We start from the raw sequence: 17,601 nt of genomic DNA, 5'->3' as shown, positions 1-17,601 counted from the left end.
GCGCTGTCCTTACGGGGTGTAGCCGGGAATCCTGGATTCGTCGATGTCGTCGATCTGCTTGGCGTCCATGTTTTTATGGGCGAACTCCATGTAGATCCTGTTGCGGATGAAGATGTCGAACAGGTCCGGGTCGATATGGCCATTGAGCGAGAAATTGCCCAGGATGCGCAGCGACTCCGACAGCATCTTGCCCTTCTTGTACGGGCGGTCCTTGGCGGTCAGCGCTTCAAAGATATCGGCAATCGCCATCACGCGCGCCTGCACCGACATCTGTTCCTTGGTCAGGCCGCGCGGGTAGCCTTTGCCGTCCATGCGCTCGTGGTGGCCGCCCGCGTATTCCGGCACGTTTTTCAGATGCTTGGGCCACGGCAGCGCCTCCAGCATCTTGATGGTCATGACGATGTGGTTGTTGATTTCCTTGCGCTCGCCCTCGGTCAGCGTGCCGAACTTGATGGTCAGGTTCATCAGTTCATTGTCGTCGAAGAAATCGCGCTCGACGCCATCCGGGCCAACCCAGCGGCGTTTGCCGATCTCGCGCACACGCTCCTGGTCTTCCGGCTTCATGCCCTCGCCGCCGACGTTGGCAAAGCGGATGAAGTCGCGGTCGGCGCGCAGCGCGGCCTGCTGTGCGGCCAGTTCGGCGTCGATGGCGGCGATGTCCGCACCCGGCGCCAGCTGGCGTTTGAGTGCGGCGATTTCAGCGTCGCGCAGCAGCACTTCAAAGCGGGTATCGATCATGCCGATACGGTCGAAAATCGTCTCCAGCTTGGTGGCCTTGTCGACCACGTGCACTGGCGTGGTGATCTTGCCGCAGTCGTGCAGCAGGCCAGCCAGCCACAGTTCCTTGCGGTCGGCATCGTTCATGTAGAAATCGGCCAGCGGGCCGCTTTCCGTGTTGTGCACGGCTTCGGCCAGCATCATCGTCAGTTCAGGCACAAACTGGCAATGGCGGCCCGTGTACGGCGATTTCTCGTCGATGCCGATATTGATGAGGTTGACCAGGGATTCCAGCAGTTCTTCCAACTGGGCGATCAGGCGCTGGTGGGTCAGCGCCACGGCCGCCTGCGCGGCCAGCGCCTCGATGAAACGCTGGTCGGTCTGGGTGAACGCGCGGATCTCGCCCGTCTCGCTGTCCTTGGCGTTAATCAGCTGCAGCACGCCTACCAGTTCGCCTTCATGGTCGCTCATCGGCACCGTGAGGAAGGATTTCGAATGATAGTTGCGCATTTGGTCGAACTTCACCATGCCGGAGAAGTTGAACACGTCGGCCTTGTACACATCCTCGATGTTGACCGACAGGCCGAAGTGCGCCGCATAGGCGGCCACAGCCGACAGGTTTTTCTCGCCGCTGCCATCGTACAGCGGCACGCTGCCCGCCGTCACAGGCTGACCGCTGGAGCCGCCCTGGTGGGTCTTGAGCGTGTCGTTGATGAGGATGTGGAAATTCAGGAACTGCTTGTCCTCGCTGGGACGGTACAGCGTGCCACCGTCAGCATTGGTCATGCTTTTGGCGACAATGAGTATACGCTCCAGTAAAGAGTCGGTATCGTGATTGCTGCCCAGCTGGACGCTGAGTTCGGTCAGCTGATCCAGGCGTTCGGCGATTTGCGTTTGATTCAACTCTTGCATGGTTGCTCTTTTTTATACCCGTTTAGACAAGGCGCGGCGACGCCCAAGTTGCAAGCGCAGTGTGGGAGTGTAGCTCTAGCGCAAGCTGTTGTACATCGGGAAATCATCGATGCGACGAATTTGCATCGGGTTTCCCTATGGCTGGAAAAAAAAGCTATTATCGACCGCAGGCAATGAGGCAACAACACACAACAAAAACAGCGATTACCAGGGATTGCGTATGAAATTCACATTTTGGGGAGTGCGTGGCTCTATCCCCTCCCCCGGTCCGCGTACAGCGCGTTATGGCGGCAATACCACTTGTATTGAAGTACGTACCGACAACGACACCCTGATTATTCTCGATGGCGGCACCGGCCTGTTCGCCCTCGCGCAGTCGCTGATCCAGAATAAAACCAAACCCATCCACGCCAACATCTTCATCACCCACAGCCATTGGGACCACATCCACGGCCTGCCGTTCTTTACGCCGCTGTTCATCCACGACAGCCGCGTGCGGCTGCATGGCGTGACCGATCCCGACACCGGCAACGGCATCGAACACGTGATGGGCGTGCAGCTGCAGAACAGCTATTTCCCCGTCAGCGAAACGCAGATGGACGCCACCATCGAATACCAGACGCTGGAGGTGGGCCAGCCAACCCTGGTCGGCGACGCCAGCGTCAGCAATGTGGTGATGAACCACCCCGTCATCGATCTCGGCTACCGCATCGACTGCAATGGCCGTTCGCTGTTCTTCACCGGCGACCACGAACCGCACTACAACATCCATCCACCCGGCCATCCCGAACACGACGCCTATGCGCGTTGGATAGAAGAGCGCAACGCAGCGATTGACGCCACCGTGCGCGGCGTCGATGCGCTCATCGTCGATTGCTCGTACACGCGCGAAGAGTACCCGGCCAAGCAGGGCTGGGGCCACGGCACGTTTGACTCGGCGTTCGCACTGGCGCTGCGCACCGGCGCCAAAGCGCTATACTGCACCCACCACGAACCAACGCGCAGCGACGACGAGCTGGAAGCCGTGTTCGCCGAAGTCATGGCGCGCCACGCCCCGCTGCTAGGCGATCTCAAAGTACTCCTCGCATACGAAGGCATGGAAGTTAATCTGACATAGCGGAGCGCTCATGAATGCCGGCCAGCCCAGTGCACGACCTAGCGATGTCGATCTGCGGCTGGCCTTTTTCCAGAAGCTGCAAGCCGTCACCACCAAAATCCACGCCACCAGCAATCTCGATGAGATCATGCTCGACCTGGGCATGGAGTTCTGCGACCTGTTCAACTGCGACCGCTTCACGCTGTACGCGATGGATCACCAGAAGGACTACATCGTCTCCAAGGTGAAGACCGGCCTGACCTCGTTTCGCGACCTCAAACTGGCGATCACGCCGGCCAGCATTGCCGGCTATGTGGCGCTGACGCGCAAGACCGTCAACCTCGCCGACGTCTACGACCACGCGGAGCTGGAACGCTACTCGCCCGAGCTGCGCTTCCAGCAGGGCGTGGACCAGCGTACCGGCTACCGCACCAAACAGATGCTGGTGGCGCCGCTGATCGCGGTGCAATCGCGCGAGCTGCTGGGCGTGGTCCAGTTCATCAACAACCGTGACCGCGTGCCCTTCTCCAGCATCGCTGAAGACGGCGTCAAGGAGCTGTGCGAGACCTTGTCGGTGGCGTTTTCGCAGCGCCTCAAACCTCCGCAAATGGTACGCACCAAATATGACGGTCTGGTGACGGAGGCGATGATTTCGGCGCAGGAGCTGGAGCAGGCCACGCGCACCGCGCGCGCACGCGAAGTGGATATCGAGGATGTGCTCATCGACGAGTATGAGATCAAGCCGGCCGCCATTGGCGTGTCGCTGGAAAAGCACTTTGCCGTGCCCTACGAGCACTTTCGCGCCGACCGCATCAAGCCGGTCGACCTGCTGAAAAATCTCAAGCGCCAGTATGTGGAGGAATCAGGCTGGATACCGCTGGAAGAAAGCAAGGACGGCCTGCTGGTCGCGGCGCTGGATCCGGAACGCGTGGCGCACACCCACATCGTCAACCAGATCTTCCCGCGCGCCAAACCGGTGTACCGCGTCACCTCGCACCGCGAATTCCGGCAGATGGTGGAGCTGTTCTTCGGCCATGGCGACAGCGGCAGCGTGGGCGATCTGCTGTCCGGCATGGACGACGCCTACGACGAGGATGGCGAAGCGTCCGGCGAAGTCTCCGAGGCGGTGGAAAATGAGCTGGTCAAGCTGCTCAACAAAATCATCATCGATGCGTACCGCCAGGGTGTGTCGGACATCCATATCGAGCCGCTGCCGGGCAAGGGCAAGACCGGCATCCGCTTCCGCAAGGATGGCACGCTGGTGCCGTATATCGAAATTCCCGCCAGCTACCGCAGCGCCCTGGTGGCGCGTGTGAAGATCATGTGCGACCTCGATATCTCCGAGCGCCGCAAGCCGCAGGACGGCAAGATCAAGTTCAAGAAATACGGCCCGCTGGACATCGAACTGCGCGTGGCCACCATTCCGTCCGCCGGCGGCGTGGAAGACATCGTGATGCGGATACTGGCGGCAGGCGAGCCGATACCGCTCGATAAGCTGGGCGTACTGCCATTTAATCTGGAGCGCCTGCGCGCGACGATTGAGAAGCCGTATGGCCTGTTCTTTGTCTGCGGCCCCACCGGCTCCGGCAAGACCACCACGCTGCACTCGGTGCTGAATTACCTCAACACGCCGGACACCAAGATCTGGACCGCAGAAGATCCGGTCGAGATCACCCAGAAAGGCTTGCGCCAGGTGCAGGTCAACCGCAAAGCGGGCCTGGACTTCGCCACCGTGATGCGCGCCTTCCTGCGCGCCGATCCCGACATCATCATGGTGGGCGAGATGCGCGACAAGGAAACCGTCGCCATGGGCATAGAAGCCTCGCTGACCGGCCACCTGGTGTTCTCCACGCTGCACACCAACAGCGCGCCGGAATCCATCGTGCGCCTGCTGGACATGGGCATGGATCCGTTCAACTTTTCCGATGCGCTGCTGGGCATACTGGCGCAACGCCTGGCCAAACGCCTGTGCGGCAAATGCAAACAGGCATATGAGCCGCCCGAATCCGAGCTGCAGGCGCTGCTAAACGAATACTGCGAGGAGCTACCCGACGGCGCCCGCGCTGCGGCGGTGACGGGCCTGCGCCAGCGCTATGCCAAGGACGGCAAGTTCACGCTCTACCGCGCGGTGGGCTGCGATGAATGCAACAAGGGTTACAAAGGCCGTATCGGCCTGCACGAGCTGATGACCGGTTCCGACAAGGTCAAGAAACTGCTACAGGAGCATGCGCGCGTCGCTCAGCTGCTGGCGGCCGCGCTGGAAGACGGCATGCTGACCCTGAAGATGGACGGCATCGAGAAAGTCCTTCTCGGGATTACCGACATCAAGATGGTGCGCGCAGTCTGCATCAAATAGCCGCGCGGGGTACGGCGGCGGTCCGCCAGTGCGCGCAGGCGTGCGAGGCCGGCCTTGACGTTGAACGAACGGCCTGCCAGCAGCGCGCTGACCATTTGCGTGGCCATCGCCAGCGCCGGCGCGGCGGCGGTTTGTACGGTGTACGGCAACACCAGGCGATAGCGCCCCTGCATGCGCGGCACCACGCCGACAAAGCCGATCGTCACTTCATTCAGCGCCAGACGGCGCAATTCGATGGCGGCCTGTTGGACCAGCTCGACAATCGCCGGCACTTCATCGGCACGCTTGCCGACCAGACCACGGAAACGGCTCAGTCCCGGCAAGGCAGCGTACAGGCGCTCTTGCAGTTTTTCAGTTGCTTCAGGTGTGACAGGGTCCAGCTCCAGGATACTCAGGAGACATGGCTGGGTGGAATAGCGGTTGTCGCTGTCCAGGTAACGTTGATCAATGATTTTCATGCCGAGCATTGTGCCGCGTACGTGACGTGCACGTAAGCAGTGCCCGCCGCGACCTGCTGTGGGATCAGACCTACAAGCAGAGCCTTGGGTTATAGCTGCTTCTCGAAACACACCGCCAGCGGGTTGCCGATGTATTTGCCGTAGTTGGCAATTCGTGTATAGCCGCGTGCCTCGTAGAAATCCATCGCGCGGCGATTAACCAGCCGCGTCTCGAGCCAGAGCGCCTGGTAGCCCAACGCCAGCGCCTCGTCCTCCAGGAAGCGCAGCACAGCGCTGCCGACCCCGCTGGTGCCATGCCGCGCATACATGCGCTTGATCTCCGCCACGCCCGGTTCGATGGGCCGGAAGGCGCCACAGCCGAGCGCGGTGCCGTCGTCATTGCGGGCGACGACAAAGCACGCCATCGGCCCGCGCACGTCATCGACATCAAACGATGCCTTGCCGCTGTCGCCGGTGATCGCTTCCAGCGCGGTCGACAATTCCGCCATCAGCAGAACGGACTCAGGCGCAGTCGGATCTTCTTCACTCAGGTGGATAGTGTTCATGGTGGGTAGATTATTGCATAGTGCAAATGACCAGTTCCGGATCGGCGTTGATGCGCACGGGAATGCCGCTACAACCAACGCCGCGACTCACAATCAGATCCCCATTATCGCGCACTGGGAAGCGGCCATAGTAAAACGGCCTCGACAGCGGTCCTTGCGGCATCACCAGCGGAGTGCCGTCGGGCATGGCGATCTGGCCGCCATGCGTGTGACCGGCGAAGCCGATATCGTAGCGCTGGCCTTGCAGCATCAGCAAACCGTCGGGTGCGTGGACCAGCAGGATGCGGGTAGCTGCGGCGCCAGCAAACGCGGCATTGCCGTCCGCCTCACCGGTCCAGGGATCGTCCATGCCGCAGACCGAGACCGTATCGAACGGCGCAGGCAACGTCACCGCGCGGTTGACCAGCATCGTTACGCCAGCGCCTTCAAATAACTGCGCGATGTGCTGATCGTCGGTGGACAGGTCATGATTACCGAACACGGCAAACTTGCCCAGCGGCGGCTTGCACGCCGCCAGGCCGGGGCACAGCACGGCCGCGTGGCGCGCAGGCCCGGTCACATAGTCGCCGCCCAGCAGCAGCACGTCCGGCTGCTCGGCAGCGATAGCGGCAAACAGATCATCAAAAATCGCTTTGTGGGTAGGCCGCCCTGCATGAAAGTCCGATGCAAACGCAATTTTCAACGGCCGGTACAAGCGCCGTTCCGCCGGCAGCGCGACACTGTAGCGCATGACGCCAAGACGACCGTGCAGGCCGCAATGATAGCTCAGCGCACTCACCAGCCCGCCGAGCGTCGCCAAATCCAGCAAGGCCTCCAGGCCGTGATGAATGCGGGAGTAACGTTTGCTACGGGGAGAAGGCATGGGATTCAAGAAATAAAAACCCGCATGATAGTGCATCCAGATCAAACGCTGTATAGCGATGCATTTGCATCCAGGGACTTCCCGCCTGGATTGAAGTCACAGGTCTAACCAAGAACGGGGCTCTCATGCGGCTGTACGCTGATCGTCGATAAATTCAGCGATGCGGACCAAGAAGAAAAATAAGTGGAACGGGACAGCGCCGGCAGCTGTAGAAATAGAAATGGGCTCAGCTTAAATTAAGCCGGCTGAGTGTCTTGACTGACGGGGCCACTTTAGGTTGCCTCCACGTGCCGCTCGATGCAGCCTCTCCCCTTCAACGAGTCTTCGGGAAGTGTCATCTCAGAGTCCCAAATTCTAACTGTCGCACCTTCAACAATTCCGTCGGCATCTGGCCGAACTCGGCCGATGGCGCCAAGGATAGCATCTCGCTCAGGGAAGATACGCATTTCACGCCAGGCACGCCGAAGTCGCCCCGTTGCGACTGTGAACCCTACGAGCAAAAGTGAGCAAGTTTTGCCAAAATAAAACTGCAAATCGAAAAATTCACAAACTCGTAGGGAAAAACCGAAGTGTCGTGCCAATTCCTCGAATACTTCGGATACGTTTATAATTTTGTAATTAAATCCACGTGGGTGAAGACAGGAGAGGCAAGTGAATCTACCTTTGATCGTAATAGGAGACAAGACGACCCACGGGGGAACGGTTATTTCAGCCGACATGACATTCGACATCAATGGAAAGTGTGTTGCCCGTATTGGCGACATGACGGTCTGCCCCAAGTGCAAGGGCGTATTTCCGATCAAATCGGGTGCGGGGGATCTGGTCGATGGTAGTGGAAGCGGCTACGCCAGGCATTTGGATTCGACCGCCTGTGGTGCGAAGTTGATATCCAGTCAGATCACGACCACTTGGTCTGATCAATCCTCGACCGGTGAGGCACTTGGCGCTGAACAGGCCGACGTCCCGCTGGTGGCAGCTGCCCCGATCGCCGCCGTCACCAAGTCTGGAGTCTGCCTCGACTGCTTGTTGAAGGCGGCCCAAAGCGGCAGTCCGGTGGTGATCCGAGGATGATGATGTTCGACGTCAACAACCGCTTGGAGCATTTGCATGCCGAGATGCCTGAACTGCGGCTGTACGCGCTAGTCGACGGAGCGCAATACCAGGCCAGGTTCCACAAGCCACTCGTGACGGCCGACGGCTTTTTCCCGCTGTTCGCGGGAACACCGGATGCCGCGCTCAGCCATGCCGGCCCTTGGCTGATCGATATTGCCAATGGCGGCGAGAGTGTCGCCGATGATCTGGTTGCGCTTGAGAGCGAACTGCCATCCGTGACCTGGCTGATCGCGCCGCAAGATCTGGTCGGTCTCGCACAACTGCTGCAACTACGCTTGGATGCGCGCTTGCCCGATGGACGTAATGCTCTATTGCGATTTTGGGACCCGCGCGTCTTGGCCGTGCTTGCCCGGACGCTCGATGAAGAGCAGCGCGGCGAATTTTTCAACCATATTCACGAGTGGCATCTGCTGCTCGACGGACGGCGCGTAATGATCGGGAGACCAAATGCTTCAGCTTTCTGACGTCCAATGGACCGCTTTGCTTCGGGCGGAGGCGAGTCAATTCATCGCGGCCGTTTGTGATGAGTTCCTCACGCAGAGGCCTGACATGCGCCACCAACCCGGCCGGGACGCAGTCCTTGCGCGAATGCGTGGCGCACACAGCTACGCGGCACAGGTCGGGTTCACCAGCACACCCCACATCGTACGGCTCATGTATCTGTCCGTCGACGCTGCCGGCATCCTTGGCGAGCCGCTGGTCGACGGCTACCTGCGCAAGCGTGGCGCCAGTCCGGAACGGCGCCTGGATGAACTGGATGCGGTCATGCGAAACAAATTACAAGGATAAACTGATGGCCGCAATTTTAGTTCCCGTTGTTGAAGCTGCAGCCGTGCGTGTGCTGGCCTGGCTGGGCGTTGGTCTTGTCGCTGGCGCCGCTGGTGAAGAGGCGCTTAAGCAGGCGCGCAAGCGGCAGGAGGAGGCCGATAAGGCTAAAGTCGCGCCGATCGCGCGCGCGGAATCTACAACGAAAGAAAAAGAAAAGTGCAAGGAGTGCCCTCCGGATAGCGGCGCCCTGGTGCCTGTTAACCACCACATGTCCGAAAACTCAAGGGAGTATCAGGCTAAAATTACGGGATTTCCTCCAGGGATGGAATGGCTTTTTGCAGGCAAGGATTTTGACGGTTTCAAATCCAGCATGTGCTTGTTGCAAGAAGCCAAAGCGGATTACGACCAGTTTTTTAATGAAAAGGGCAAGCTAAGGTACCTTTTCCAAGAAGAGCTTTTTCTTAAAATGCAAAAACAGGCTTTGGCACAGTCAATGATCGTTAGAAGCAACAAGCCAGCCGCATTAACCTGGTACTTCCAAACCCCTATAGCCTGCAACTACATGAGACCAGTCCTCGTCCGTATGGGGATAACGGTTTTTCACACTCCATAATATTATGACGATAATTACAGCCGACTTCAAAAATCCCAAACCCGGCGGATCGCTCGCCTTCCGCCCTATCGTCGAACAGATCGGACCGATCGTCCGTTACTTACAACAAATCGACCCCCTTGGAAAAGAATGGTTTCTGATGGGAGATACCGAGGCGGAGTCGCTTCTATATTCGGCTTTCGACGGTACGGGACAGCTCACCCCCGCAGCTGAAGCCGTTCTTGAAACAAAATTCGAGGGCGACAATGTCCGTTATCTCGCTGTATGGAATGGCAAATTAGAGGAGAGCGAGGGAGCCAGTTTTAATCTAATGTTTCACAACGAGGACTGGCCGGCCTGGAATCTTCGGATCAATTATGGCGAGAGTATCCAACGTTTAGGGGGGCTAGATGATGTCTTGGGGCTGCTGTCAACTATTGTCAATAGTCTTCGCCCAGCCTACGTCACTGTTGCGCGCAATGAGTATTTTGAAAAACAAGTTTTCCAAGATAGGCCGGGCGTTGGCTGGATGCTTTACCTTCCACGTGTGTTAACGGCTAAGCAAGTGCCGGAGGCCCGCTCTCTTTTCCCGGTTATGGTTAAAGACGAAAAGGGTAAGGATAATCAGATCGGAACCGTCATCGTCAGCCTCACCGATGAGATATTCTCCGATGAGAACCCCGAGCACGTTAAGGTATCGAACGCCATCGAAATCCGTTTAGTCGATCAGGACTTAATACCCACGTTCGCGGAACTCTGAGGTGCACCGTCCTTATCAAAATCGGCTCTCCTCCACAAGAAATTCCTTGTCTGCTGGAATTATGATGAGCGCATCAATGAAGGATGCAGCGGCAGATTCCAAGGTTTAAATTGTGTCGAATAGACCATGAGGAAGTAATAATCTTGGCGTGTGAGGGCCTCATCCGCCATCAAATACCTCAAGCACCCGGTAGCGAGATGGAAAATCCTCGCCAGTGCAGTATTCGGCAAGTGGAACCTCATCCAAGAGGCGAAAGCCACCGCTGCGAGAGAACCACACTCATCATGTCCGCAATCAGATTGGCCGAGCTTGAGTTCAGAGTCCTACTTAGCGCGAATCAAAAAAAGGCACGCAGCAGCTTTTTAAGAATCAAGTCTAGGCGTCCTCAAGCACCTGAGGGCGCAGTGCGCGGATGCGCTGTTCTGTGAAGTAGCCGCCGCCCTCGGTATAGCGCAGGTAGTGGCGGTTGCATTTTACGCAGCGCAGTACCTGGCTCAGGTTGGCGGGATAATAGCGCGGCGCGATGGGCGCGTCGGCGCTGTCGTAGCGCGTGCCGTTGGGGTGGTATTCGGCAAAGGTCGGCTCCGCATACGGATCTTCAACCAGTGTCGCCACTTCTTCAAACTGTTCCAGCGTCAGAGAATACGGCACCGTCTGCCACGCAAAAAGTGCCGCATCATGGCAACTGCAAGGTACGGCCACCGCCTCCGATACCGCCGCCAGTTGTTTCAGTTCCGCAAAATCAATCGCCATCACATTCACTCTTCAAGAAGGTTTTTGATTTTACTGCAATCCAAATCAATCCGTTCTCGGCAGAAGAGACTACATTGACGGCAAATCACTCGGCGTCAAGCAAATGGAACTACGCATCCTGACCTGGTTATTTCCACTGCTGATGGCAGTACTCGAATTCTTGCTACGCGCCAGTGCAAATGGTGAAGATCCATGGGAGTTCATCGGGCCGACAATTGGCGGCGCAGCACTAGGGATGGTTTTACCACTTACACGTACCACAATTTCAGTTGAGTCCAGAGTCAAAAATCCTCATGCAGATATTGGGAAAGTCCATATCAGCGATCATCATTGGGCACAAAGCATTCATGTTCTATTGTGGATAGGGCTTGCCGCATGGGCTGTCAGCCTGTACTTGGGCATCAATCACGGCAGCCTGTATTTTCCTCAAGTAGATGGCGTGCGGACATCCATTTTGATTGGACTTATACTTTGGCTATGCGCGGTTAGTGTCGATTTTCTACGCGGAGGAAAACTATGAGCTGGCAGATATTAGGGCAGGCTCTCGGCATGCTGGCTGCCGGCCTGCTTGTCACTGTAGTGCTAAGTATTGCATTACCGGCCATTCGCGACCATTTTTTCCCGCACAAGCCAGAGAGTGAATACACGTATCTTATTCAAGCCCAGGGTGGCAAAAAAACCATCGTCGTCATGCCGCCGGATATGCCCGAGACAGAGCAACAGGAGCTGATGCGGAGAGCCTATTCGCAACTGAGCCTGCCGCCACAATCTCATTACGCCGTCCCAATGCCAGATGACAGCGCAAGTTTATGGAAGATGCGCCGCCACACTACCCGTCTCGTTCAAAGCGACAACGCGCAAGCGATCGCCATTCCTTCTGAAATCGCCTATACGCGCCCAGATATCGAACTGGACATCCAACGCGTCGGCGACGAATTGCGCATTCGCCCCCGGCAGCCAGTGCAATAAAAAAGGGAGCCGAAGCTCCCTTTGCTTTACATGATGTGGTGTCCCACCCACCAGGCAATCGCCGCCACGAAGGCGGACGCTGGAATCGTGAAGACCCAGGCCCAGACGATGTTGCCAGCCACGCCCCAGCGCACTGCCGACATTTTCTGCGCCGAGCCCACACCGACGATCGCGCCGGTGATGGTGTGCGTGGTCGAGACCGGTACGCCGAAGTGCGAGGCGATCAGCAGCGTGATGGCGCCGCCGCTCTCGGCGCAGAAGCCACCCACCGGTTTCAGCTTGGTGATCTTCTGGCCCATGGTCTTGACGATGCGCCAGCCGCCAAACAGCGTGCCGAACGAAATCGCGCCATAGCACGACACGATCACCCACAGCGGTGGCTCGGCGCCGCCAGCTGGCACCTGGCCGACCGCGATCAGCAGCATCCAGATGATGCCGATGGTTTTTTGCGCGTCATTGCCGCCGTGGCCCAAGCTGTACGAAGCAGCCGATACCAGTTGCAGGCGGCGGAACCATTTGTCGACGCGGCGCGGCGTCGAGCGCACGAAAATCCATGACACGATCAGCATGATGATGGAGCCGAACACAAAGCCCATCAGCGGCGAAATCAGGATCCACTGGACCGTCTTCCACAAGCCGCCGCCGACCAGTGCGCTGGTGCCGGACTTGGCCACTGCTGCACCGACCAGGCCGCCGATCAGCGCGTGCGAGGACGACGAGGGAATGCCGTAGTACCAGGTGAACAGGTTCCACACGATGGCGCCGACCAGCGCGCCAAAGATCACGTACTGGTCGACAATGCCAGGATCGATGGTGCCCTTGCCCACCGTGCCGGCCACGTGCAGGCCGACCACAAAGATTGCCACGAAGTTGAACAGCGCCGCCATGGCCACCGCAGTTTGCGGTTTCAGCACGCCGGTCGAGACCACGGTCGCGATCGCATTGGCGGCGTCATGGAAGCCATTCATGAAGTCAAATATCAACGCCAGGCCGATCAGCAGCACCAGGACGTAGACACTGATTTGTAGGGTATGCATGTTGGATTATTCTTCTTGTAATCAGGCGTTTTCGACGATGATGCCTTCGATGATGTTGGCCACATCTTCGCAACGGTCGGTCACGGTTTCCAGGATTTCGTAGATGGCCTTCATCTTGATCAGGTTGCGCACGTCCGGTTCATCGCGGAACAGCTTGGACATGGCAGCGCGCATCACGTGGTCGGCGTCCGATTCCAGGCGGTCGATCTCTTCGCAGATGGCGACGATCTGGCGCGAGTTGTCCATATTGTGCAGCAGCGCGACCGCTTCCTTGACCTTCTCGGCGCAGGCCAGCACCAGTTCGGCCAGGCGCTTGGCTTCCGGGGTCACCGAGTGCAGGTCGTACAGCGACACGGTTTGCGCAGCATCTTCCAGCAGGTCGAGGATGTCGTCCTGGCGCGTGATCAGCTTGTGGATGTCGTCGCGGTCGATCGGCGTGATGAAGGTTTTGTGCAGCAGGTCGACGGTCTGGTAGGTGATCTTGTCGGCTTGCTTTTCGATGCTTTCAATCGCGTGTACGCGGTTTTCCAGGTCATCGAAATTGGACATCAGGCCCACCATTTCTTTTGCGCCTTTGACACACAGCTCAGCGTGCTGATTGAACAGGTCAAAGAATTTGCCCTCGGTGGGCATCAAACGTCCAAACATATTTTTCTCCGTTTATTACTACTGCAGATCGCTAGCCAGCTGGTAGCCGGCCAGCGTTAGGATTAGTCGCCCTGGTAAACACCCAAACTACCAGAGTAATTGCCAAACTTGGTATAAGCGCCGATCCAGGTCAGACGCACTGCGCCGATTGGACCGTTACGCTGTTTACCGATAATGATTTCAGCGGTGCCCTTGTCCGGCGAGTCGGCGTTGTACACCTCGTCGCGGTACAGGAAGATGATGACGTCCGCATCCTGCTCGATAGCGCCGGATTCGCGCAAGTCGGACATGACGGGACGTTTATTGGGACGTTGTTCCAGCGAGCGGTTCAGCTGCGACAGCGCGATCACCGGGCAGCCCAGCTCTTTGGCCAGGCCTTTCAGCGAACGCGAGATCTCCGAGATCTCGGAGGCGCGGTTGTCACCGGCCTTGGAACCCTGCATCAGCTGCAGGTAGTCGACAATGATCAGGCCCAGCTTGCCGCATTGGCGGGCCAGGCGGCGCGCACGCGCGCGCATCTCGATCGGATTCAGTGCCGGGGTTTCATCGATGAAGACCTGGGCGTCGTTCATCTTCTGGATCGCGTGCGTCAGGCGCGGCCAGTCTTCGTCGTTGAGGCGGCCGGTCCGCAGGCGGTGCTGATCCAGCTGGCCAACCGAACCCAGCATACGCATCGCCAGCTGGGCGCCGCCCATCTCCATCGAGAAGATCGCCACCGGCAAACCGGCTTCAATCGCGACGTTTTCGCCGATGTTGACCGAGAATGCGGTTTTACCCATGGACGGACGGCCGGCCACAATCACCAGGTCGCCGCCCTGCAAGCCCGAGGTCATGCGGTCGAGGTCGATAAAGCCGGTTGGTACACCGGTAATTTCAGACTGGTTGTCGCGCGAGTACAGTTCATCGATACGCTCGACCACCTGGGTCAGCAGCGGCTGCACCGCCAGCCAGCCAGCGGCGCCGCGCGAGCCCTGCTCGGCAATCGCAAAGATGCGCGATTCGGCTTCGTCGAGGATCTCTTTGGTTTCCTTGCCTTGCGGGCTGAAGGCCTGGCCGGAAATGTCGTCGGCCACGGTAATCAACTGGCGTAAGACCGAGCGGTCGCGCACGATCTCGGCATAGCGGCGGATGTTGGCGGCAGATGGCGTGTTTTGCGCCATGGCGTTCAGGTAGGTCAGGCCACCAACGTCTTCAGCCTTGCCCAGCTGGGTCAGGTTCTCGTAGACGGTGATGACGTCGGCCGGCCTGGACGCGTTAATCATCCGCACAATCTGTTCAAAGATAATGCGGTGATCGTAGCGGTAAAAGTCTTCCGGCTGCATCATGTCGGCAATGCGGTCGAACGCGGCGTTATCGCGCAGCAGGCCGCCGATGACGGACTGTTCTGCCTCAATAGAGTGCGGCGGGACGCGAAGCGAATCGACTTGCGGATCGGAGGGGGCGTTCATGGCGCGAATTATACCTGCTTGCTTGTGCCAGATTACATATTTATGACGAGAAAAAAGCCGGGGCAAAGCCCGGCTTTTTCATGGTATTGCATATTCGACAGGCGTTGCCGCCCGGTCGAATCTTAGGCAGCTTCGCCCACAACAGCAACGGTCACTTCTACCACCACGTCGGTGTGCAGAGCAACGGCTACTGGGAACTCGCCAGTGGTCTTCAGCGGACCGGTTGGCAGACGAACAGCCGATTTTTCAACAGCGAAACCGACTTTCGACAGGGCTTCAGCGATGTCGAAGTTGGTTACCGAACCGAACAGACGGCCATCAACGCCGGCTTTTTGCGAAACGGTCACGGTCATGCCGTTCAGTTTCTCGCCTTGGCCTTGAGCCACAGCCAGCTTGGCAGCAGCAGCTTTTTCCAGTTCAGCGCGTTTGGCTTCGAATTCCGCGATGGCCGATGCGGTAGCGCGGCGAGCCATTTTTTGCGGGATCAGGAAGTTACGTGCGTAGCCGTCTTTAACTTTAACGACTTCACCCAGGTTGCCCAGGTTGACAACTTTTTCCAACAGAATGATTTGCATAGTTCTTCTCCAGTTACTCTGCCGCGATTAAGCGTTGTGCAGATCGGTGTACGGCAGCAGGGCCAGGTAACGTGCGCGTTTGATCGCGGTGTCAACTTGACGCTGGTAGTGAGCTTTGGTGCCGGTCAGACGTGCTGGCATGATTTTGCCGTTTTCCTGGATGAAGTCTTTCAGGGTGTCTACGTCTTTGTAGTCCACTTGTTCTACGCCAGCGGCGGTGAAGCGGCAGAACTTCTTACGCTTGAACAGTGGGTTTTGTTGCTTACGCTTTTCTTTCAGCTTGAGCTTGTTTTTGTCGAACTTTTTACCGAATGCCATTTTAGGCTCCTGTATTTAAATTGAGCTGTCAGGGACAGCACTAAAATCAATGATGTGAAACACCAGGCTTTTGCTATTGCGGCTTTTCTTGTTGAGGAAACCGGAGAACTGGTACAAGCCTCCCAGCGGCGTCTGACTGAAACGGCCTGAAATCTCGCCCGCAGCAACTGCGGACACTTCAAACTCGGACAATCGGGCGATGCCCGCCTCCATCTGCTGCGACCGGTGCTGGAGTACAGCATTCACGATCGGCATGCCTGCCGGGGTGTAACGGATTGCATCCCGTTCGGCGATGAGGGCGATGAACTGGAGCTGGTTCAGCGCGGTTCCTTCTCAGAACAATTAAGCAGCTGGAGCAGCAGCGGCAGCTTCTGCGCGATGCGATTTCGCTGCATCTTCGCGTTGTACCGACTTCATCATCGGCGAAGGAGCGGTTTCCGCTTTCTTCATCTTGACGGTCAGGTGACGCAGAACGGCATCATTGAATTTGAATGCGGTTTCCAGCTCAACCAGGGTCTCGTTGTCTGCTTCGATGTTCAGGCAGATGTAGTGAGCTTTAGCCAGTTTCTGGATCGAGTAAGCCATTTGACGGCGGCCCCAATCTTCAACACGGTGAACGTTGCCGCCGCGGGTCGTTACGGTGGTTTTGTAACGCTCGATCATGGCGGGCACTTGCTCGCTCTGGTCCGGGTGGACGATAAATACGATTTCGTAGTGACGCATGTATAACTCCCTTAAGGACTTGATGATATAGCCCACCCTGGCGTCAAGACAGGTGTGGGAAGAGGTAAGCCCGCGACTATATCAGCTTTTCCAGCGGAACGCCAGCATGGCGTGGCAGCTGCTACAGTGGCGCAATTGCCTTTACAACAGGATTGCCATGAAATTACTGCTTGCCCTGCCCCTGCTGGCCGCCCTCGCCTTGCCGGCCGGCGCAGCGCCGATCAGGACCAAGGCTTACAGCACGCCCCAGTTGCTGTTCGCGCTGCGCACCGACACGCAAACGCTGGCGCGCATGGTGCCGGTGCTCGACCCCAGCTTCGATTTTACGCCCGGTCCGCGCGAGGAGGAACGGCAAGCCGACGGCTACAGCCACCTGGGCGACCTGTCGCTGAAAACCCGCGTGGCCGGCGGCGACTGGCAAAGCTGGTCGTCCTACGCCGCCCGCAAACCGGTCAAGCCGGCACTCATCACGCGCACCCTGGCCGCGGCCGACATCACACCCACCATGGGCGCCGGGTTGCCGTTGAAGATCGAACGCCGCTGGCTGTACGAGCGCGGCGCGCTGGTGCTGCGTTTCACGCTGACCAACCGCGGCAAGCAGCCGGTCGAGGTGGCCGAACCGGGCATGCCCATGGTGTTTGACGGCAGCGTGGTGGCCGTGCGCCCGCGCGTCGGCGATAACAGCTCGGTGCTGGTCACGCGCCAGGACCAGCAGCCGCCCGCGCTGCGCCTGGAGCCGGACGCCAAGACGCCGCTGACCCACTGGGCACCGCTGACCGCAAGCGACCGGGAGTTTTCCGCCTGGGTCACGGACGGCTTCACACTGGCGCCCGGCGCCCAACGCTCCATCGGGGTCCGCTTCCTCGTACAGAAGTGAAGTTTTTTCACTTTATTTCGCTGAAAGCAAGAATTTCCCTTGCATTAGCAGCCATACTGTACAAAAATACAGAC

The 17,601-nt window shown here is 58.3% G+C and carries 22 protein-coding genes; 10 read left to right on the top strand and 12 right to left on the bottom strand.

Annotation, left to right across the window (positions count from 1 at the left end):
- Positions 1 to 9: 9 nt before the first annotated feature.
- Complete coding sequence (locus tag GTP58_RS01235; protein WP_161075962.1) at positions 10 to 1,629, bottom strand: HD family phosphohydrolase; 1,620 nt, start codon at positions 1,627 to 1,629, stop codon at positions 10 to 12.
- Between the two features lie 220 nt (positions 1,630 to 1,849).
- Between GTP58_RS01235 and GTP58_RS01230 the strand changes: the two genes are divergently transcribed.
- Complete coding sequence (locus tag GTP58_RS01230; protein WP_161075961.1) at positions 1,850 to 2,746, top strand: MBL fold metallo-hydrolase; 897 nt, start codon at positions 1,850 to 1,852, stop codon at positions 2,744 to 2,746.
- Between the two features lie 10 nt (positions 2,747 to 2,756).
- Positions 2,757 to 5,081, top strand: coding sequence for a GspE/PulE family protein (locus GTP58_RS01225; RefSeq protein WP_161075960.1), 2,325 nt, complete (start codon positions 2,757 to 2,759; stop codon positions 5,079 to 5,081).
- On the opposite strand, the gene GTP58_RS01220 is transcribed toward GTP58_RS01225, so the two are convergent.
- From GTP58_RS01220 to GTP58_RS01210, 3 genes are all read right to left on the bottom strand, one after another.
- A complete protein-coding gene (locus GTP58_RS01220) occupies positions 4,964 to 5,539 on the bottom strand; it encodes a hypothetical protein (RefSeq protein WP_139260328.1) in 576 nt (191 codons plus the stop codon). The genes GTP58_RS01225 and GTP58_RS01220 overlap by 118 nt on opposite strands.
- Positions 5,540 to 5,628: 89 nt before the next feature.
- Complete coding sequence (locus GTP58_RS01215; protein ID WP_161075959.1) at positions 5,629 to 6,084, bottom strand: GNAT family N-acetyltransferase; 456 nt, start codon at positions 6,082 to 6,084, stop codon at positions 5,629 to 5,631.
- A gap of 10 nt (positions 6,085 to 6,094) precedes the next feature.
- Positions 6,095 to 6,946: a metallophosphoesterase gene (locus tag GTP58_RS01210; RefSeq protein WP_161075958.1), complete on the bottom strand. Its 852-nt coding sequence runs from the start codon at positions 6,944 to 6,946 to the stop codon at positions 6,095 to 6,097.
- A gap of 651 nt (positions 6,947 to 7,597) precedes the next feature.
- On the opposite strand from GTP58_RS01210, the gene GTP58_RS01205 reads away from it, so the two are divergent.
- The 5 genes from GTP58_RS01205 to GTP58_RS01185 all read left to right on the top strand — a co-directional run bounded on the left by GTP58_RS01205 (position 7,598) and on the right by GTP58_RS01185 (position 10,179).
- The gene (locus GTP58_RS01205) at positions 7,598 to 8,017 is read left to right on the top strand and encodes a PAAR domain-containing protein (protein WP_161075957.1); all 420 of its coding nucleotides are present in this window, start codon (positions 7,598 to 7,600) and stop codon (positions 8,015 to 8,017) included.
- Complete coding sequence (locus GTP58_RS01200; protein ID WP_229215390.1) at positions 8,014 to 8,523, top strand: DUF4123 domain-containing protein; 510 nt, start codon at positions 8,014 to 8,016, stop codon at positions 8,521 to 8,523. Before GTP58_RS01205 ends, GTP58_RS01200 begins: the two co-directional genes overlap by 4 nt.
- 124 nt (positions 8,524 to 8,647) lie before the next feature.
- Positions 8,648 to 8,848, top strand: a complete 201-nt coding sequence (locus tag GTP58_RS31195; protein ID WP_229215389.1) for a hypothetical protein — start codon at positions 8,648 to 8,650, stop codon at positions 8,846 to 8,848.
- A gap of 4 nt (positions 8,849 to 8,852) precedes the next feature.
- The gene (locus tag GTP58_RS01190) at positions 8,853 to 9,440 is read left to right on the top strand and encodes a restriction endonuclease fold toxin 5 domain-containing protein (protein ID WP_161075955.1); all 588 of its coding nucleotides are present in this window, start codon (positions 8,853 to 8,855) and stop codon (positions 9,438 to 9,440) included.
- Between the two features lie 4 nt (positions 9,441 to 9,444).
- Entirely contained in the window at positions 9,445 to 10,179 is a 735-nt protein-coding gene (locus GTP58_RS01185; RefSeq protein ID WP_161075954.1) for an immunity 52 family protein, read from the top strand.
- 375 nt (positions 10,180 to 10,554) lie between these two features.
- Here GTP58_RS01185 and GTP58_RS01180 read toward each other — a convergent pair whose 3' ends face one another.
- Positions 10,555 to 10,932: a hypothetical protein gene (locus GTP58_RS01180; protein ID WP_161075953.1), complete on the bottom strand. Its 378-nt coding sequence runs from the start codon at positions 10,930 to 10,932 to the stop codon at positions 10,555 to 10,557.
- 103 nt (positions 10,933 to 11,035) lie between these two features.
- On the opposite strand from GTP58_RS01180, the gene GTP58_RS01175 reads away from it, so the two are divergent.
- Positions 11,036 to 11,452: a hypothetical protein gene (locus tag GTP58_RS01175; protein ID WP_161075952.1), complete on the top strand. Its 417-nt coding sequence runs from the start codon at positions 11,036 to 11,038 to the stop codon at positions 11,450 to 11,452.
- Positions 11,449 to 11,901: a hypothetical protein gene (locus tag GTP58_RS01170; protein ID WP_161075951.1), complete on the top strand. Its 453-nt coding sequence runs from the start codon at positions 11,449 to 11,451 to the stop codon at positions 11,899 to 11,901. The genes GTP58_RS01175 and GTP58_RS01170 overlap by 4 nt, the downstream gene beginning before the upstream one ends.
- A gap of 26 nt (positions 11,902 to 11,927) precedes the next feature.
- Here GTP58_RS01170 and GTP58_RS01165 read toward each other — a convergent pair whose 3' ends face one another.
- The 7 genes from GTP58_RS01165 to rpsF form a co-directional block, all read right to left on the bottom strand.
- Entirely contained in the window at positions 11,928 to 12,938 is a 1,011-nt protein-coding gene (locus GTP58_RS01165) for an inorganic phosphate transporter (RefSeq protein ID WP_161075950.1), read from the bottom strand.
- A 21-nt stretch (positions 12,939 to 12,959) separates the two neighbouring features.
- The gene (locus tag GTP58_RS01160; RefSeq protein ID WP_161075949.1) at positions 12,960 to 13,586 is read right to left on the bottom strand and encodes a DUF47 domain-containing protein; all 627 of its coding nucleotides are present in this window, start codon (positions 13,584 to 13,586) and stop codon (positions 12,960 to 12,962) included.
- Between the two features lie 62 nt (positions 13,587 to 13,648).
- Positions 13,649 to 15,034: a replicative DNA helicase gene (locus GTP58_RS01155; protein WP_161075948.1), complete on the bottom strand. Its 1,386-nt coding sequence runs from the start codon at positions 15,032 to 15,034 to the stop codon at positions 13,649 to 13,651.
- A gap of 122 nt (positions 15,035 to 15,156) precedes the next feature.
- A complete protein-coding gene (gene rplI / locus GTP58_RS01150) occupies positions 15,157 to 15,609 on the bottom strand; it encodes a 50S ribosomal protein L9 (RefSeq protein ID WP_072781041.1) in 453 nt (150 codons plus the stop codon).
- Positions 15,610 to 15,636: 27 nt separating this feature from the next.
- Positions 15,637 to 15,927, bottom strand: a complete 291-nt coding sequence (gene rpsR, locus GTP58_RS01145) for a 30S ribosomal protein S18 (RefSeq protein ID WP_072781043.1) — start codon at positions 15,925 to 15,927, stop codon at positions 15,637 to 15,639.
- Between the two features lie 15 nt (positions 15,928 to 15,942).
- A complete protein-coding gene (gene priB, locus GTP58_RS01140; RefSeq protein ID WP_161077223.1) occupies positions 15,943 to 16,248 on the bottom strand; it encodes a primosomal replication protein N in 306 nt (101 codons plus the stop codon).
- A 21-nt stretch (positions 16,249 to 16,269) separates the two neighbouring features.
- Complete coding sequence (rpsF, locus tag GTP58_RS01135) at positions 16,270 to 16,650, bottom strand: 30S ribosomal protein S6 (RefSeq protein WP_072781047.1); 381 nt, start codon at positions 16,648 to 16,650, stop codon at positions 16,270 to 16,272.
- Between the two features lie 157 nt (positions 16,651 to 16,807).
- Here rpsF and GTP58_RS01130 point away from each other — a divergent pair, with 157 nt between their 5' ends.
- Positions 16,808 to 17,527, top strand: coding sequence for a DUF5695 domain-containing protein (locus GTP58_RS01130; protein ID WP_161075947.1), 720 nt, complete (start codon positions 16,808 to 16,810; stop codon positions 17,525 to 17,527).
- Positions 17,528 to 17,601: the final 74 nt, after the last annotated feature.

This window comes from Duganella sp. CY15W (assembly GCF_009857555.1).
Classification (GTDB): Bacteria; Pseudomonadota; Gammaproteobacteria; order Burkholderiales; family Burkholderiaceae_D; genus Rugamonas; species Rugamonas sacchari.
The sequence above is the reverse complement of the archived record's forward strand: the minus strand, read 5'-3'. Positions and strand labels throughout refer to the sequence as shown.

What these genes read in the sequence shown, in the direction of transcription:
- GTP58_RS01235 (WP_161075962.1), bottom strand. Translation starts at nt 1,629, where the DNA reads ATGCAAGAGTTGAATCAAACGCAAATCGCCGAACGCCTGGATCAGCTG.
- GTP58_RS01230 (WP_161075961.1), top strand. Translation starts at nt 1,850, where the DNA reads ATGAAATTCACATTTTGGGGAGTGCGTGGCTCTATCCCCTCCCCCGGT.
- GTP58_RS01225 (WP_161075960.1), top strand. Translation starts at nt 2,757, where the DNA reads ATGAATGCCGGCCAGCCCAGTGCACGACCTAGCGATGTCGATCTGCGG.
- GTP58_RS01220 (WP_139260328.1), bottom strand. Translation starts at nt 5,539, where the DNA reads ATGAAAATCATTGATCAACGTTACCTGGACAGCGACAACCGCTATTCC.
- GTP58_RS01215 (WP_161075959.1), bottom strand. Translation starts at nt 6,084, where the DNA reads ATGAACACTATCCACCTGAGTGAAGAAGATCCGACTGCGCCTGAGTCC.
- GTP58_RS01210 (WP_161075958.1), bottom strand. Translation starts at nt 6,946, where the DNA reads ATGCCTTCTCCCCGTAGCAAACGTTACTCCCGCATTCATCACGGCCTG.
- GTP58_RS01200 (WP_229215390.1), top strand. Translation starts at nt 8,014, where the DNA reads ATGATGATGTTCGACGTCAACAACCGCTTGGAGCATTTGCATGCCGAG.
- GTP58_RS31195 (WP_229215389.1), top strand. Translation starts at nt 8,648, where the DNA reads ATGCGTGGCGCACACAGCTACGCGGCACAGGTCGGGTTCACCAGCACA.
- GTP58_RS01190 (WP_161075955.1), top strand. Translation starts at nt 8,853, where the DNA reads ATGGCCGCAATTTTAGTTCCCGTTGTTGAAGCTGCAGCCGTGCGTGTG.
- GTP58_RS01185 (WP_161075954.1), top strand. Translation starts at nt 9,445, where the DNA reads ATGACGATAATTACAGCCGACTTCAAAAATCCCAAACCCGGCGGATCG.
- GTP58_RS01180 (WP_161075953.1), bottom strand. Translation starts at nt 10,932, where the DNA reads ATGGCGATTGATTTTGCGGAACTGAAACAACTGGCGGCGGTATCGGAG.
- GTP58_RS01175 (WP_161075952.1), top strand. Translation starts at nt 11,036, where the DNA reads ATGGAACTACGCATCCTGACCTGGTTATTTCCACTGCTGATGGCAGTA.
- GTP58_RS01170 (WP_161075951.1), top strand. Translation starts at nt 11,449, where the DNA reads ATGAGCTGGCAGATATTAGGGCAGGCTCTCGGCATGCTGGCTGCCGGC.
- GTP58_RS01165 (WP_161075950.1), bottom strand. Translation starts at nt 12,938, where the DNA reads ATGCATACCCTACAAATCAGTGTCTACGTCCTGGTGCTGCTGATCGGC.
- GTP58_RS01160 (WP_161075949.1), bottom strand. Translation starts at nt 13,586, where the DNA reads ATGTTTGGACGTTTGATGCCCACCGAGGGCAAATTCTTTGACCTGTTC.
- GTP58_RS01155 (WP_161075948.1), bottom strand. Translation starts at nt 15,034, where the DNA reads ATGAACGCCCCCTCCGATCCGCAAGTCGATTCGCTTCGCGTCCCGCCG.
- rplI (WP_072781041.1), bottom strand. Translation starts at nt 15,609, where the DNA reads ATGCAAATCATTCTGTTGGAAAAAGTTGTCAACCTGGGCAACCTGGGT.
- rpsR (WP_072781043.1), bottom strand. Translation starts at nt 15,927, where the DNA reads ATGGCATTCGGTAAAAAGTTCGACAAAAACAAGCTCAAGCTGAAAGAA.
- rpsF (WP_072781047.1), bottom strand. Translation starts at nt 16,650, where the DNA reads ATGCGTCACTACGAAATCGTATTTATCGTCCACCCGGACCAGAGCGAG.
- GTP58_RS01130 (WP_161075947.1), top strand. Translation starts at nt 16,808, where the DNA reads ATGAAATTACTGCTTGCCCTGCCCCTGCTGGCCGCCCTCGCCTTGCCG.